Consider the following 16,082-nt stretch of genomic DNA (forward strand, 5'->3'; position numbering starts at 1 on the left):
TTTTTTTTTTTTCCCACCCCCCACACCCCCCGGTTTAACCCCCGCGGGTCCCCCCGCGGCCCCCGGGGCGCCCCCCCCCCCCCCCCCCGGGGCCCCCGCGGCCGTGGCTCCGCCCCGGCAGGACCCCCCTCAGAACGCGTCGTCCGGAATCTCCACGGCAGTCCGGTCCAGACTCTCCAACAGCCTGAACTGGGCCTCGGTCCTGGGCAGTTCATGCCGGAAGAAGTACCGGCAGGCGTGCCGCTTCCCCTCGTGCACGGGCTCGGTGCCCCCGTCGGCGGCGAGCAGCTGCTCCAGCCACAGCCAGGCCACGACGGTGTGCCCGACCGCTTCGAGGTAGACGGTGGCATTGGCCAGCGCCGTCTCCGGGTCCCCCGTCGCCCACAGCCGCCGGGTGACCGGGACGATGCGCCGGACGGCCTCGTCGAGCTGCCCCGCGTACTCGGCGGCCTCGCCCCCGGCGCTCGCGGCGCGGGCGGTGGTCGCCGAGACCGTCTCGACGAGCAGGCGCAGGCCCGCGCCGCCGTCCATGACGACCTTGCGGCCGAGCAGGTCGAGGCCGTGGATCCCGTGGGTGCCCTCGTGGATGGGGTTGAGCCGGTTGTCGCGGTAGAACTGCTCGACGTCGTACTCCCGGGTGTAGCCGTAGCCGCCGTGCACCTGGATGGCGAGGCTGTTGGCCTCCAGGCACCACTGGGAGGGCCAGCTCTTGGCGATCGGGGTGAGGACGTCCAGCAGCAGGTGGGCGCGGGCGCGGTCCTCCGGGGAGGCGCCGGTGCGCTCCTCGTCGAGCAGTCGGCCGCAGTACAGCACCAGGGCCAACGCGCCCTCCGCGTAGGACTTCTGGGCCAGCAGCATCCGGCGCACGTCGGCGTGGGCGATGATCGGCACCTGGGGCGCGTCCGGGTCCTTGGCCCCGACCGGACGGCCCTGGGGGCGGGTGCGGGCGTAGTCCAGGGCGTGCAGGTAGCCGGTGTAGCCGAGCGCGGTGGCGCCGAGGCCGACGCCGATCCGGGCCTCGTTCATCATGTGGAACATGTAGGCGAGGCCGTGGTGCGGCTCGCCGACCAGGTGTCCGACGGCGCCGGGCTCGCCGCCCGGCCGGTGCACGCCCTCGCCGAAGTTGAGCAGGGTGTTGGTCGTCCCCCGGAAGCCCATCTTGTGGTTCAGCCCGGCCAGTACGACGTCGTTGCGCTCGCCGAGCGTGCCGTCGGCACCGACCAGCACCTTGGGCACGATGAACAGCGAGAGGCCCTTCACCCCGGGCGGCCCGCCGGGGATCCTGGCCAGCACCAGGTGGACGATGTTCTCGGACAGCTCGTGGTCGCCGCCGGAGATCCACATCTTGTTGCCGAACAGCCGGTAGCTGCCGTCGGCGCGCGGCTCCGCCCGGGTGCGCAGGTCGGCGAGCGAGGAGCCGGCCTGCGGTTCCGACAGGCACATGGTGCCGAAGAACCGCCCCTCGACCATGGGCCGGACGTAGGTGTCGATCTGGTCCCGACTGCCGTGCGCCAGCAGCAGGTTGGCGTTGCCCACGGTGAGGAACGGGTAGCCGGAGGTCCCCGGGTTGGCGGCCTGGAACCAGGCGAAGCAGGCGCTGGCCACCACGGACGGCAGCTGGGCGCCGCCGACCTCCTGGTCCATGGCGCTGCCGAGCAGCCCGGTGTCCGCGAAGACGGCCAGCGCCTCCCGGACCTCGGGGATGATGTGCACCCGCTCGCCGTCGAAGCGCGGCTCCTCGGCGTCGTTCCGCTTGTTGTGCGGCGCGAAGTGCCGGGTGGCGACCTGCTCGCCGAGGTCCAGGGCGGCGTCGAAGGTCTCCCGCGAGTGGTCGGCGTACCGGGGGCGCGCCGTGAGCGAGGGGACGTCCAGCCACTCGTACAGCAGGAAGTCGAGGTCGCGACGGGAGAGCAGCAGGGACGGCACGGGGTGGCGCCTTTCGCGAGTGACTAAGCGCTTGCTTGGCTTCGTCAGCAGCATGCTCCACCGGACCGGAGCCGTCAACCGTCGCGAGCGGGGCCCGCGGGCCGGGTGCGGGGTGCGTCAGGCGCGGGGCCCGTCAGCTGCGGGGCCCGTCAGGTGCGGCGACCCGCGGCGACGGCGGCGGCGCCGAGGAGACAGGCCGCGGCGGCGGTGACGTAGGCGAGGTGGTAGCCGTCGAGCCGGTCCGTACCGGTCCCGGCGACCAGGACCAGCAGCGCCACGCCGACGCTCGCGCCGATCTGCTGGGTCACCACGTTGACCGCCCCGGCGACGCCCTGCCGTTCGGCCGGGACGCCGGCCAGCCCGGCGGTGGTCATCGAGGGGAAGTTCAGGCCCTGGCCGATGCCGCTGAGCACCAGGCCGGGGAGCACGTGCACCAGGTAGGAGCCCTCGTGCGGGGTGCCCAGCCAGAGCCCGGTGCCGACGCCGATCAGCACCAGGCCGACGGACATCAGGGTGCGCGGGGTGAAGCGGGCCAGCAGCCGGCCGGTGGCGAAGTTGGCGGTGAGGAACACCGCGGCGGACATCGGCACCAGCGCCAGGCCGGACTCGAACGGGGAGTAGTCCAGCATCCCCTGGAGGTACAGCGGCGCGAAGAACAGCATCCCGACCGAGCCCGTGTACTGGAGGAACGCCGCCAGGCTCGCCGCCCGGACGGAGCCGAGCCGGAACAGGCCGAGCGGGAGGACCGGGTCGGCGGTGCGGTGCTCCCGCACCACGAACAGCACCAGGCAGAGCGCGGCGGCGGCCAGCACCGTCCAGGCCGTGGCGCCGGAGCTGCTCACCCCGACCACCAGCAGGGTGAGGCCGAGGGTGCCGGCGACCGCGCCGGGCAGGTCCAGCCGGCCGCGGTGCCCGGGGCCGTCGGGCAGGCCGATCCTGGTGACCGCGAGCACGGCGGCCCCCAGCAGCACCGAGAACCACAGCACCGAACGCCATCCGAGGAACTGGGTCAGCACGCCGCCGAGCAGCACACCGCCGCTGAAACTCGCGGCGCCGACCGCCGCGTAGACGCTGAACGCCCGGTTGCGGGCCGGACCGGCCGGGAACGCCTCGGAGAGCAGGGCCAGCGCGGCCGGTCCCGACAGCGCGGCGCCGACGCCCTGGACGGCGCGCGCCCCCAGCAGCACCCCGATGTTCGGCGCCACCGCCCCGACCAGCGCGGAGACGGTGAACACGGCGACGCCGACCTCGAACACCCGCCGCCGGCCGAGCACGTCGGCCAGTCGGCCGCCGACCAGCAGGAAGCCGGCGAAGGTGACGGCGTAGGCGGTCATCACCCACTGGAGGGTGGTGTCGGCGAGCTCGAAGCGGCTGCCGACGGAGGGCAGGGCGGCGTTGAGCACCCCGAGGCCGCTCACGTCCAGGGCGAGCGCCCCGGCCAGCACCCCGAGGGCCAGTCCCGGTCGGGTCAGCGGCTGCACCGCGACGTCGGTCATGCCCGGCCGCCGGAACGGTCGGCCCGGCCGGTGCGGCCCGGTGCACCGGGCGGTGCAAGCGCCGGGCACCGTGAGGGGCCCCGAGGGGCTAAGGAGCGGTCGACGCAGGCTGACGCTGTCTCAGGGCTCGCAACTGGCATGGGGGTCAGCTTGCCCGCGCTGATCGTCCGCTGTCCACCCCTCACCCCTCGCGGGGAATCCCGACCGTGCTCCAACTCCCTTACCTTTCAGGCAGGTTAGCCGTATCGCGCGCGAACGAAAGCCCGCCGTGCAGCGGTTCACCCGCCGTCGCCACCGCTCGGCCGGAGCCGTTCGATCGAGCAGGTCGAATCGGACACTTTGGCGATCGGATCCCGCCACTGCCCGGACCGGCTCGCAGACGACGCTTGTCTCACCAATCGCCAAGTGGCACTCTCGTACCCGCTGGTCGGTAAAGACCCGGTGATCCGCCGCACATCGATTCGCACAGTTCGCACACTCGTTGCGCCAGACCCGATCGACCGTCCGATCGGCCTTCCGATCGACCTCCGCATCCAGGGCGGACCGGGACACCAGCTCCGCGCGGTCCACGGCGACCACAGCGCCGACGGACCGGCCGGCAGGCGCCGCGCCGCACGCGTCGGCGAGAACTTCACAGTGGGCCGCTGTTGCGCGATCACCCGAGCCGATCCGAGCGATCCGAGCCGCTGATCCGCACGTCCGCACGCGGCTGATCCAGGCTGTCGCGAGCCGTCCGGCCGGGCAGTCCCGACCCACCCGTTGCCCCGCCCGTTCCCCCGTCCATTCCCCCGTTCCCCGTTCCCTCCTTCCGCCCTGCCCAGGGAGTCGCCATGCCCCAAGAACGCACGGTGCCGGACCCGTCCGCCGTCACGGACTTCCTGCTCTCCCGCGTATCCGCACTGTTGGACGTGTCCGCGAACACCCTGGACCCCCGGGCCCCGCTGCACCGGTACGGGTTGGACTCCGCGCGGTCGGTGGCGCTCGCCGCCGAGCTGTCCGCCTTCCTCGGGCGCGCCGTCCCCGCCACCTGGCTCTGGCAGTACCCGACCGTCGGCGAGCTGGCCCGGGCCCTGGTCGAGGGTCCGCGCGAGGCGCAGCCCGCCCGGGGCGCCGAGCGCGGCGCCCGTCCCCACGAGCCGGTCGCGGTCGTGGGCATCGGCTGCCGCTTCCCCGGCGGTCCGGACCCGTCCGCGTTCTGGCGGCTGCTGGTGGAGGGCGGTGACGCCGTCGGACCCGTCCCGGCCGCGCGCCGGGCGCTGATGAACGACGCGGTCCGCTGGGGCGGGTTCGTCGACGGCATCGACCGGTTCGACCCGCTGTTCTTCGGCATCTCGCCGCGCGAGGCCGTCCAGATGGACCCGCAGCAGCGGCTGGTCCTGGAACTGTGCTGGGAGGCCCTGGAGGACGCGGGCATCGCCCCGCACACCCTGCTCGGCAGCGACACCGGCGTGTTCATGGCCTCCTGTTGGGGCGACTACGCCGCCCTGGCGCACTACCGCGGGCCCGACGCCCAGATCACCCCACACACCGCGACCGGCATGCACGACGGCATCATCGCCAACCGGGTCTCCTACGTCCTGGGGCTGCAGGGCCCGAGCATGGCCATCGACGCCGCCTGCGCGGGCTCCCTGGTCTCGGTGCACGTCGGCTGCCAGTCGATCCAGCTCGGCGAGAGCGACCTCGTGCTGGCCGGCGGCGTCAACCTGAGCTTCGTCTCCGACTACTACACCGCGATGGACGCGATGGGCGCGCTCGCCCCGGACGGCCGCTGCAAGTCCTTCGACGCCCGGGCCGACGGCTACGTCCGCGGCGAGGGCGCCGGTGTCGTCGTGCTCGCGCCGCTCAGCGTGGCCCTGGAGCGCGACCTGCCGGTGTACTGCCTGATCAAGGGCAGCTCCTCCAACAACGACGGCCTGAGCAACGGGATGACCGCGCCGAACCCGCAGGCGCAGGAGAAGATGCTGCGCACCGCGTACCGGCGGGCCGGCATCGACCCGCACCTGGTGGACTACATCGAGTGCCACGGCTCGGCGACGCCGCTCGGCGACCCGATCGAGGCCAATGCGATCGGCGCCGTCCTCGGCGGCGACCGCACCGAGCCGCTGCGGCTGGGCTCCGTCAAGTCCAACGTGGGCCACCTGGAGGCGGCGGCGGGCATCGTCGGGCTGGTCAAGCTGGCGCTGTCGATGCGCAACGGCGTGCTGCCGCCGAGCCTGCACTACAGCACGCCGAACCCGCAGATCCTCTTCGACGAGTACCGGATGACCGTCCAGGACCGGTTGACGCCCTGGCCGCGGCGCTCCGACGCCCGCCGGGGCGGGGTCAGCTCCTTCGGCTTCGGCGGCGCGATCTGCCACGTCGCGGTGGAGGAACTGCCGCGCCCCGAGGGCTCCCTGCTGCTGCTGGCCGCCGACTCCCCGGAGGCGCTGGCGGAACGGGCCCGCGCCCTGCGCGACGCCACCGACCTGCGCGAACTGTGCCGCCGCGCACCCGGCGAGGGGGCGTTCCGGCTCGCGGCCGCCGCCCGGGACCTGGCCGAACTCCGCACCCAGCTGGACGCCTTCGGCGCCGGGGCGCCGGCCCGCGGGCTGAGCGTCGGCGAGGCGGCCGGGCGCCGCCCGCGGGTGGCGTTCCTGTTCTCCGGCAACGGCTCCCAGTGGGTCGGCATGGGCCGCCAGCTACTGGCCGGAATGCCGGTGTTCCGCCGCTCGATGCTGCGCTCCGACCGGCGGATGAAGGAGCTGCTGGGCTTCTCCCTGGTCGAGCAACTGCTCTCCCCGGACGGCCGACTGGACGACATGGACGTCTTCCAGCCGCTGCTGTTCTCCCTCCAGGTCGCGCTGGCCGAGACCTGGCGCGCGCTGGGCGTGGAGCCGGACGTGGTGGTCGGGCAGAGCGTCGGCGAGTTCGCCGCCGCCCACGTGGCCGGCGCGCTCGACTTCGACGACGCCTCCCGGCTGGCCGCCCACCACGGCCGGCTGCTCCAGCAGTTGGCCGTCGGGCGGGGCGAGGGCATCGTGGTGATGACCGCCGCGGACGAGGTCGCGCCGTACCTGACCGGCGGGCTCACCCTCTCCGGCCGCAACGGCCTGCGCTCCACCCTGGTCACCGGCACCCCGCAGGAGATCGACGGCCTGGTCCGGCGGCTCACCGACGCGGGCGTCACCAACCACCGGGTGCGGATGGGCCACGCCCCGCACTCCCCGCTGGTCGACCACGTGCTCGCGCCGTTGAAGGTGGAGCTCGACGGCATCCGCCCCCGGAGCACCCGGATCCCGATGATCTCCACCGTCACCGGCGAGGCCGTGGACGGCGCCGAACTCGGCCCGGACTACTGGGCGGAGAACCTGCGCCGGGAGATCCGGGTGGTCGACGCCCTGACCGGCCTGCGCGGGTACGACGTCGACGCGGTGATCGAGCTCAGCCCGCACCCGCTGCTGCTCAAGTCGGTGTCGGAACTGCTCCCCGCCGCCACCCTGCCCTCGCTGCGGCGCGGCGAGGACGAGGCCGTCGCCCTGCTCGGCTCGCTCGGCGCGCTGTACGCCGCCGGGCTGGCCGTCCCAGCGCACCCCTTCCTGGCCGGTGACCGGGGCCGGCACACCGCCCCCGGCCAGGCCGACCCCGCCCCGGAGGGCCGGCTGCACCTGGTGCCCGTCACGGCCCGGACGGCGGGCGCGCTGGCCGACACCTGCCGCGAACTGTCCAACCGCGTCGAACGCGACCCCGGCCTGCGGGTCGCCGACCTCGCGTACACCCTCGCCGCCCGGCGCACCCACCACAACCACCGGATCGCGCTGTTCGCCCGCAGCCGGCAGGACGTCCTGGACGGCCTCGCCCGGGTCGCCGCCGGCCGGCCGCACCCCGAGGTCGTCACCGGGGCGGTCTCCGGGAACGTCGACCGCCGGGTGGCGCTGGTGTTCTCCGGCGGCGGCACCCAGTGGGTCGGCATGGGCCGTGAACTCCTGCGCTCCCACGCCGGGTTCCGCGACTGGATGACCGCCTGCGACGCCGCCGTGCGCGCGGCCGGCGGCTGCTCGGTGCTGGAGCAGCTGGCCGCCCCGGCCGAGCGGGCCCGGTACGAGGAGATGGACGTCCAGCAGCCGGTGCTGTTCGCCCTCCAGGTGTCGCTGGCGAAGGTCTGGCTCGGGCTCGGCGTCGAGCCGGCCGCCGTGGTCGGGCACAGCCTGGGCGAGGTCGCGGCCGCCTGCGTGGCCGGGGCGCTGTCGCTGGAGGACGCCGCCCGGGTCGTGGTCACCCGCTCGCACCTGCTGGAACGCAAGGCGGCCGCGGGCGCGATGATCTCGGTCGACCTGCCGGAGGCGGAGCTGCTGCCCCGGCTCGCCCCGTACGCCGCGCACGCGGCCGTCGCCGTGGTCAACAGCCCCACCAGCGCGGCGGTCTCCGGCTCGCCCGAGGCCGTCGACGCCCTGGAGGCCGACCTGCGGCGGGAGGGGGTGTCGGTCCGCCGGATCCGGGTCGAACGGCCGGTGCACAGCCCGGGGATGGACCCGCTGCTCCAGCCGCTGCGCGAGGGCATCGAGGGCATCACCGCGCTGCCGCCCGTCATCGACTTCCACTCCACCGCGCTGGCCGAGGCGGTCAACCCGGCCACCGACGTGGACTACTGGGTGCACAACCTGCGCAACCAGGTCCGCTTCGCCGAGACCATCGGGGCGCTGGTCGACCGGGGCGTCGGCACCTTCGTCGAGATCGGCCCGCACGAGACGCTGCGCGGCGCGGTCGAGGAGATCGCCCTCACCCGCGGGGCGCGGGTGCACGCGGTCAACTCGCTGCGGCGCGAGGAGAGCGACCTGCGCTGCCTGCTGGGCGCGGCCGCCTCGCTGTACGTCCGGGGCCTGCCGCTGACCTTCGACCCGCTGTTCGACGACGACGTCGAGCCGGTGGAGACCCCGCTGGTGGCGTGGCAGAAGGAGCGCTACTGGATCGACACCGAGCCGCAGGCCCCACGGGCCCCGGCCGCCCCGACGGCTGCGCCGGTCGCCACCGCGCCCGCGGCGGCGACCGTCGTACAAGCCGACGTGCAGGCCGTCGTGCAGGCCGGGCCCGAGCCCGCGGCCCGGCCGGTGGCGGAGGTCGTCCTCGCCGAACTCGCCGACGCGCTGGGCGTGCCGGTGAGCGGCTTCGACACCGACGCCTGCCTGCGGGACTTCGGCCTGGACTCGATGGTGGGGATCCGGCTGGTCAACCGGATGCAGGCGCTGTTCGGGCAGCGGGTGTCGCCGGTGGTGTTCCTGGACGGCCGCCCGATCTCCGAGGTGGTCGGCCACTTCGTCGAGCTCACCGGCGGCGGCGCCCCCGCGAGCACGCCCGCAACCGCCCCCGCACCGACTGCCGCGCCGACTCCCGTACCGGCCCCCACCCGCCCGGCGGACCACGCCTTCCTCGACGAACTCTCCGAGCTGGACGCCGAGGAACTGCTCGACGAACTGGACGCCCGCGGCCTGCTGGACGCCACCGACGCGCCGGCCCTGGAGCAGCTGCGCGCCGACGACCTGGGCCTCGCCCTGGCACCCGCCTCGCACGGCCAGGCCTCGCTCTGGTTCATGCAGATGGTCTCGCCGGACGCCGTCCCCTACAACTTCATGGTGACCGCCCGGATCCGCAGCACGGTCGACGAGAAGGCCCTGGAGCGCGCCGTCCGGGCCGTGACGGCCCGCCACCCGGCGCTGCGCACCCTCTTCGTCGAGGCGGGCGGGCGGCCGTACCAAGTCGTCCTGGACGAACCGGTGTACGAGTTCCTGGCGCTGGACGGCTCCGCGCTGGACGAGGAGCAGGCCCGCGAGGAGCTGGCCCGGCAGGGGCACCGGCCGCTCGACCTCGACAACGGGCCGCTGGTGCGGGTCGTCCTGCTGGGCCGGGGTCCGGCCGACCACTACCTGCTGGTGCTGGTCCACCACATCGCCTCGGACGCGGCCTCCGCCGATGTGATGATCCGCGAACTCCAGGCCTTCTACCAGGCCTCCTGCCAGGGCGCCGACCAAGGCGCCGACCCGGGTGCCGACCCGGTTGCCGACGCACCGGCCGCCCCGTACACCGAGTTCGTCGCATGGGAGCGGCAGTGGCTGGCCGGGCCGGCTGCCGCGGCGGCGCTGGACTGGTGGTCGGCGAAGCTGGCCGACCCGCCCGCCCACCTCGACCTGTCCGACCGGGAGCGGCCGCCGGGCGTCACCTACGAGGGCCGCGACCTGGCGTTCCGCTGGAGCGCCGAGGAGACCCGGCTGCTGCGGGAGTTCGCGCTGCGCGAGGGCGTGTCGATCAGCACCGTGGTGCTGGCCGGGTTCTTCGCCACCCTCAACCGCGCGGTCGGCACCGAGGACGCGGTGCTGGCCACCGCGATCGCCCAACGGGCCGAGCCCGGCTGGGAGTCCGCCGTCGGCTACTACCTCAACACCGTGCTGGTCCGGGCCAACCCGGCCGCCGACCGCAGCTTCCGCGACCTGCTGCGCGAGGTGCACGACTTCTCGCTCGGCCTGCTGGAGCACATGAACTACCCCCTCGACCTGCTGGCCTCCCGGCTCCGGCCGCCGCGCGCCGAGGGCCGCTCCCCGTGGTTCGACGTGGTGGTCAACTGGCTGTCCTCGGAGGCCTTCCCCCGCTCGGTCAAGCTCTTCCACGGCGTCGGCTCCACCCTCACCCCGGACGGCGCCCTGCCGCTCGAACCGCTCCAGGTGCGCCGCCACCTCGCCAAGTTCGACCTGGAGATCTCGATGGCCGACATCGACGGCGAAGTGGCCGGCCACGTCCAGTTCAAACCGAGCTACCTGGAAAGGCGCACCGTGACCGCACTGCTCGCGCTGTACCGCACCGTGCTCTTCGAGTCGATCGCCCGGCCCGGCCTCGCCCTCGGCGCCGTCGCCCCGGCCGGCCTGCCCGAGGAGGCGGACCGGTGACCGACACCCTGCACTCCGCCTTCGTCGAACTGGCCGCCAAGAACCCCGACGCGATCGCGGTGTACGCTGAGGCCGGCGTCCTCGGCTACGGCGAACTCGACCGCCGATCGGCCGAGTTGGCCGAACGGCTGACCGCCGCCGGGGCCGGCCCGGGCGTCCCGGTCGGGATTTGCGTCGAACGCACCCCCGACCTGCTGGTCGCCCTCCTGGCCGCGCTGCGCAGCGGCGCCTGCTACCTGCCGCTGGACCCGAACTACCCCGCCGACCGGCTGGGCCTCATGGTGCAGGACAGCGGCACCCGGCTGCTGCTCACCACCCCCGCCTCCCGGGCGAGTTGCCCGCCCGGCCCGACCGTGCTGGTGCTGGACGGCGCCGCGGTGCGCACCGAGCCGGGCGCGAGGCCCGTCCCGGTCGTGCCCGGGGACACCGCGTACATCATCTACACCTCGGGCTCCACCGGCCGGCCCAAGGGCGTGGCGGTGCGGCACGGCGGCGCGGTGGCGATGCTCGCCGCGATGGACCGCGTCCTGGAGGGCTGCGACCTGAGCGGGGTCGCGGCGGCCAGCTCGGTCTGCTTCGACATGTCCGTGATGGAGATCTTCAACGCGCTGTGCCGGGGCGGCGCCGTGGTGCTGGTCGAGAGCGCCGTGCACCTGCCGGAGAGCCGGTACGCCGACCGGATCACCCACCTCAACGCCGTGCCGTCGGTGATGAACGGCCTGCTCGACGCCGGGGCGCTGCCGCCCAACCTGCGCACCGTGGTGTTCGGCGGCGAGGCGCTGCGCCGCAAGCTGGTCGACCGGACGTACCGGGAGACCGGCGCGACCCGGGTGTTCAACGCCTACGGCCCCACCGAGGGCACCGTGTTCTGCTCCTTCGGCCTCGTCCCCGAGGAGTCGGCCGAGGAGCCGACGATCGGCCCGCCGACCGAGGGCGCCCTGGTGTACGTGCTGGACGAGCAGCGCCGGCCCGTCCCGACCGGCGCCCCGGGCGAGCTGTACCTCGGCGGCGCCGGGGTCGCGCACGGCTACGTCAACCGGCCGGAGACCACCGCCGAGCGCTTCCTGCCCGACCCGTTCCACCCAGGCGGGCGGATGTACCGCACCGGCGACCTGGTCGCGTTCACCGAGGGCGGTGAGCTGCGCTTCCTCGGCCGCACCGACCACCAGGTCAAGCTGCGCGGCTACCGGATCGAGCTGGAGGAGGTCGAGGCCCGGCTGACCGGCTGCCCCGAGGTCCGGGAGGCCGCCGCCGCCGTCCGCGGCAACCGGCTGGTCGGCTACCTGGTGCCCGCGGGCGACGGCCCCGCCCCGGACGGGCCCCGGCTGGACGCGGCGCTCCAGGGCACCGTCACCGCCCGGCTCGCCGCCGAACTGCCCGACTACCTGGTGCCCGCCACCCTGGTGGTGCTGCCCGCGCTGCCGCTCGGGCCGGGCGGCAAGCTGGACCGCAGCGCGCTCCCCGAGCCGCCGGCCGCCGGCACCGGCGGGCCGACGACCGCGCCGAGCACGCCCACCGAGCTCGCCCTGGCCGAGATCTGGGGGCAGCTGCTCGACCTCGAACCGTCCGGCATCGACGTCCAGGCCGCCTTCTACGACCTCGGCGGCGACTCACTGCTGCTGATCCGGCTGGCCCGGCTGATGACCCGTCGCTTCGACCGGCGGGTCCGGGTGCCCGACCTGTTCAGCTTCCGCGACATCGCCTCGCTCGCCCGCTGGCTCGACGAGGAGGAGGGCGCGACCCCCGAGGTGGTGCAGTCGGCCCGCCGCCGGGCCGGCGCCCGCCGCGCGGCCCTGCGCGGACGCCCGGCCGGCGACCGCTGAGCCCGCGACCCGAGCCGCCCCACCCCACCACGGAGCAGGAGCCTCCCATGACCGACCACCCCGAGCAGGCCCCCGAGCAGGACTACGACCCGGGCGACGTGGCCGTCATCGGCATGTCGCTACGGGCCCCCGGCGCCCGTACCAAGGAACAGTTCTGGGACAACCTCGTCCACGGCCGGGAGTCGATCTCCTTCCTGGCCAAGGACGACATCCACGTCGACGAGACCCTGATCCACAGCCCCTTCTACGTGCGCGCCTGCGGCGTGCTGGACACCTACGACAGGTTCGACCCCTCGGTGTTCGGCATCAGCGACCGGATGGCCGCCGCGATGACCCCGGAGAACCGGCTGTTCCTGGAGAGCGCCTGGGAGTCGCTGGAGGACGGCGGCTACGACCCCGAGCGGCTGGACGCCGAGATCGGGATGTACGGCGCCAACAACCCGCAGACCGCCGCGCTCTACAGCTCCCCGCCGGACCGGGTGTCGGTCGGCCCGGAGGCGATCGAGGCCAGCCTGGCCTGGTCGCCGGACACCATGACCTCCAACGCCCTGTACTACCTGGGGCTCACCGGCGAGGCCGTCACCGTCGCGGCCGTCTGCGCGGGCTTCCACTACGCGGTGCACCTGGCCTGTCAGTCGCTGCTGCTCGGCCAGACCGACCTGGCGGTCGCGGGCGGCGCGATGGTGCGGCTGCCGCACCCGCGCGGCCACCTGTGGGAGGAGAACCGGATCCTGTCCCGGGACGGCCACTGCCGCCCCTTCGACGCCAACGGCACCGGCACCGCGCTGTCCAGCGGCGTGGTCACCGTGCTGCTCAAGCCGCTGGGGCACGCCGTCGCCGACCGCGACCACGTCTACGCCGTGGTCAAGGGCTCGGCCGTGAACAACAACGGGGTCAGCGCGATGGCCTACGGCCTGGCCCAGCCCGAGCGGCTGAGCGCCTGCATCGCGAGCGCCATGGAGGTCGGCGGCGTCGCCCCCGAGACGGTGGGCATGTACGAGGCCAACGGGCTCGGTCTGCCGATGACCGACGAGCTCGAGGTGCACGCGGCGACCATGGCGTTCGGCAAGCAGACCGCGACCACCTCGATCGGCGGGGTCAAGGGCAACGTGGGCCACGGCGGCGTGGTCTCCGGCGGCTTCGGGGCGGTCAAGGCCGCGCTGGCGCTGTACCACCGGCAGCTCCCGGCGACGATCAACCTGACCGAGGTCAACCCGGACCTCGACCTGCCCGGCACACCGTTCGTGCCGCAGCTCGAAGGGGCCGACTGGGAACCGGAGTCCGGTATCCGCCGGGCGGGCATCACCTCGATCGGCGGCGGCGGCTACAACGCCCACCTGCTGCTGGAGGAGCCGCCGGCCCCGGCCCGGCGCGAGCCCGAGGAGGCGGGCCGGCCCCGGCTGGCCACCCTGTCCGCCCTGGACGACGAGACCCTGGCCCGCCAGCGCACCCGGCTCCGGGAGCGGCTGGCGGCCGACCCGACGCTGCGGCTGGACGACGTCTGCTACAGCCTCAACCTCGGCCGCAAGGTGCTGCCCCGCCGTTGGGCGGCCGTGGTGCGCAGCCGGGAGGAGCTGATCGCGGCGCTCGCCGGGGAGCCCGCGGGCGGCGTCGTCACCTCGACCGCCGCCGCCCCGGCCGTCGACGCGGGCGCGTTCGCCCGCACCGACCACGGCCTGGTGCCGGCCGGCCGGGACGCCGGGGCGCTGGCCGAGCTGGCCGCCGCCTGGGTGGGCGGCCGGCCGGTGGACTTCGACGCCCTGCACCGCGGCGAGGCCAGCCACCGGGTGCCGCTGCCCACCTACCCCTTCCAGCCGCGCCGGTTCTGGCGCACGGACTGGTGACCGTGCGCACCCCGGCCCCGACCCCGACCCCGACCCGCGCCCCGGCCGCCGTGGACCTGGGCGACCCGGCCACCTTCGCCGATCCCGGCCTCGACCTCGTCGGGTACTGGCGCACCCTGCGGGACGAGGCGCCGCTGCACTGGAACCCCCCGGCCGACGGCCGGCGCGGGTTCTGGGTGCTCTCCCGGCACGAGGACATCCTGGCCACCTACCGGGACGACGCGCACTTCACCTCCGAGCGCGGCAACGTCCTGGTCACCCTGCTGGAGGGCGGCGACGCCGGGGCGGGCCGGATGCTGGCCGTCACCGACGGGCACCGCCACCACGAGCTGCGCAAGATCCTGCAACGGGTGCTCTCCCCACGGGTGCTGGACGAGGTGGCCACCACCGTCCGGGCCAACACCCGGCGGTGGATCCGCGCGGCGGTCGCCTCCGGCGGCTGCGACTTCGCCGAGCAGATCGCCGCCCGGATCCCGATGAGCACCATCTGCAGCCTGCTGGGCGTGCCCGAGCAGGACCAGGACCACCTGCTCGGCCTCACCAGGGCGGCGCTCTCGGCGGACGACGAGGACGTCGACGAGGTCGACTCCGAGATGGCCCGCAACGAGATCCTGATGTACTTCATGGACGTCGTCGAGGAGCGCCGCGAGCACCCGGGCGAGGACGTGATCAGCATGCTGGTCGCCAGCTCGATCGACGGCGTGCCGCTGACCGACGAGGACGTGGTGCTCAACTGCTACAGCCTGATCATCGGCGGCGACGAGACCAGCCGGCTGACGATGATCGACTGCGTCCGGACCCTGGCGGCCCGGCCCGACCAGTGGCACCGGCTCAAGCGGGGCGAGGTCGAGCTCGGGACGGCCGTGGACGAGGTGCTGCGCTGGGCCTCGCCCACCCTGCACTTCGGGCGCAGCGTCGTCCGGGAGACCGAGCTGCACGGCGTACGGCTGCGGCCCGGCGAGATCGTCACGCTCTGGCACGCCTCCGGCAACCGGGACGAGCGGGTCTTCGACCGGCCCGAGCACTTCGACCTCGGCCGCACCCCCAACAAGCACCTGGCCTTCGGGTACGGCCCGCACTTCTGCGTGGGCTCCTACCTGGCCAAGGTGGAGATCGCCGAACTGCTCGGCGCACTGCGGGACTTCACCACCGGCTTCGACCTGACCGCCGAGCCGCGGCCGATCCGCTCCAACTTCCTGACCGGGTTCGCCACCCTGCCGGTGCGCTTCGAGCCCGACCGCGCCGGGCTGGACGGGGCCGGGCTGGACGGGGCCGACTGACGCGCCGACGCCGAAACCGAGACCCGACCCGACCCGACCAGTGAGCGCAGGAGGACGGTTGAACATCTACCTATCGGGACAAGGGGCGTTCGCGGTGCAGGTCGCGGAGGCCCTGCTGGACGGCGGACACAAGATCGTCGGTGCGGCCGCGCCCCGGCTGCGCAGAGGGCGGTCCGACGAGGCCGACGCGATGTGCTGGGACCGCGTACGGGCCTGGGCGTTCCCCAGGGACATCCCCTGGACGGACTCGGCCGAACTGCGGGCCCGGCACGTCCCCGACGGGGTGGACGTCATCCTCGCCGCGCACTCGCACGCCTTCCTCGGCCGGGAGACCCGCGCCCGGGCCGCCGTCGCCGCCATCGGCTACCACCCCAGCCTGCTGCCGCTGCACCGCGGCCGGGACGCGATCCGGTGGACGATCCGCGACGGCGACAAGGTGACCGGCGGAAGCGTCTACCACCTGACCGAGCGCACCGACGGCGGCCCGATCGCCGCCCAGCAGCACCTGTTCGTACCGCCGGGCTCGACCGCGCAGAGCCTGTGGCGCGACCACCTGGCGCCGCTCGGGGTGCGGCTGCTGCTCAAGGTGGTCGCCGACCTGGCCGCCGACCGGCGGATCGAGGTCCCCCAGGACGAGTCGCTGGCGACCTGGGAGCCCGCGATGGGCGCGCCGCCGTTGTTCAAGCCCGAGCTGATCGCCCTGCCGGGCACGGCGCGGGTCGACGGCAGCCGGTGGGCGCTGCACGAGCACTGAGCCCGCACGGCGAAGCGCCGTCGGCCCCGCACCCGTCTCCTCCGGGTG

Annotated in this window: 8 protein-coding genes; 6 read left to right on the top strand and 2 right to left on the bottom strand. The window is 74.4% G+C overall.

What is annotated here, in order from left to right; genetic code table 11:
* Positions 1-129: 129 nt before the first annotated feature.
* Together ACFXOZ_RS39350 and ACFXOZ_RS39355 are read right to left on the bottom strand one after the other, a co-directional pair.
* The gene (locus ACFXOZ_RS39350; RefSeq protein ID WP_375890438.1) at positions 130-1,980 is read right to left on the bottom strand and encodes an acyl-CoA dehydrogenase; all 1,851 of its coding nucleotides are present in this window, start codon (positions 1,978-1,980) and stop codon (positions 130-132) included.
* 95 nt (positions 1,981-2,075) lie between these two features.
* Positions 2,076-3,422: an MFS transporter gene (locus tag ACFXOZ_RS39355; protein ID WP_380529175.1), complete on the bottom strand. Its 1,347-nt coding sequence runs from the start codon at positions 3,420-3,422 to the stop codon at positions 2,076-2,078.
* A gap of 405 nt (positions 3,423-3,827) precedes the next feature.
* Between ACFXOZ_RS39355 and ACFXOZ_RS39360 the strand changes: the two genes are divergently transcribed.
* The 6 genes from ACFXOZ_RS39360 (at position 3,828) to ACFXOZ_RS39385 (ending at position 16,034) form a co-directional block, all read left to right on the top strand.
* Positions 3,828-4,112 carry a hypothetical protein gene (locus ACFXOZ_RS39360; RefSeq protein ID WP_380529173.1) on the top strand — a complete coding sequence of 95 codons (285 nt, stop codon included), beginning with the start codon at positions 3,828-3,830 and terminating at the stop codon, positions 4,110-4,112.
* Between the two features lie 140 nt (positions 4,113-4,252).
* Positions 4,253-10,333, top strand: coding sequence for an acyltransferase domain-containing protein (locus ACFXOZ_RS39365; protein ID WP_380594812.1), 6,081 nt, complete (start codon positions 4,253-4,255; stop codon positions 10,331-10,333).
* Positions 10,330-12,156 (top strand): amino acid adenylation domain-containing protein, encoded by a 1,827-nt coding sequence (locus ACFXOZ_RS39370; protein ID WP_380594814.1) that lies wholly within the window; start codon positions 10,330-10,332, stop codon positions 12,154-12,156. The genes ACFXOZ_RS39365 and ACFXOZ_RS39370 overlap by 4 nt, the downstream gene beginning before the upstream one ends.
* Before the next feature lie 47 nt (positions 12,157-12,203).
* Entirely contained in the window at positions 12,204-14,000 is a 1,797-nt protein-coding gene (locus ACFXOZ_RS39375) for a beta-ketoacyl synthase N-terminal-like domain-containing protein (RefSeq protein WP_380529168.1), read from the top strand.
* Entirely contained in the window at positions 13,997-15,280 is a 1,284-nt protein-coding gene (locus ACFXOZ_RS39380) for a cytochrome P450 (protein WP_380594816.1), read from the top strand. Before ACFXOZ_RS39375 ends, ACFXOZ_RS39380 begins: the two co-directional genes overlap by 4 nt.
* Before the next feature lie 58 nt (positions 15,281-15,338).
* Positions 15,339-16,034 (top strand): formyltransferase family protein, encoded by a 696-nt coding sequence (locus ACFXOZ_RS39385; RefSeq protein ID WP_380594818.1) that lies wholly within the window; start codon positions 15,339-15,341, stop codon positions 16,032-16,034.
* Positions 16,035-16,082 lie beyond the last annotated feature (48 nt).

This window comes from Kitasatospora sp. NPDC059160 (assembly GCF_042755465.1).
Classification (GTDB): Bacteria; Actinomycetota; Actinomycetes; order Streptomycetales; family Streptomycetaceae; genus Kitasatospora.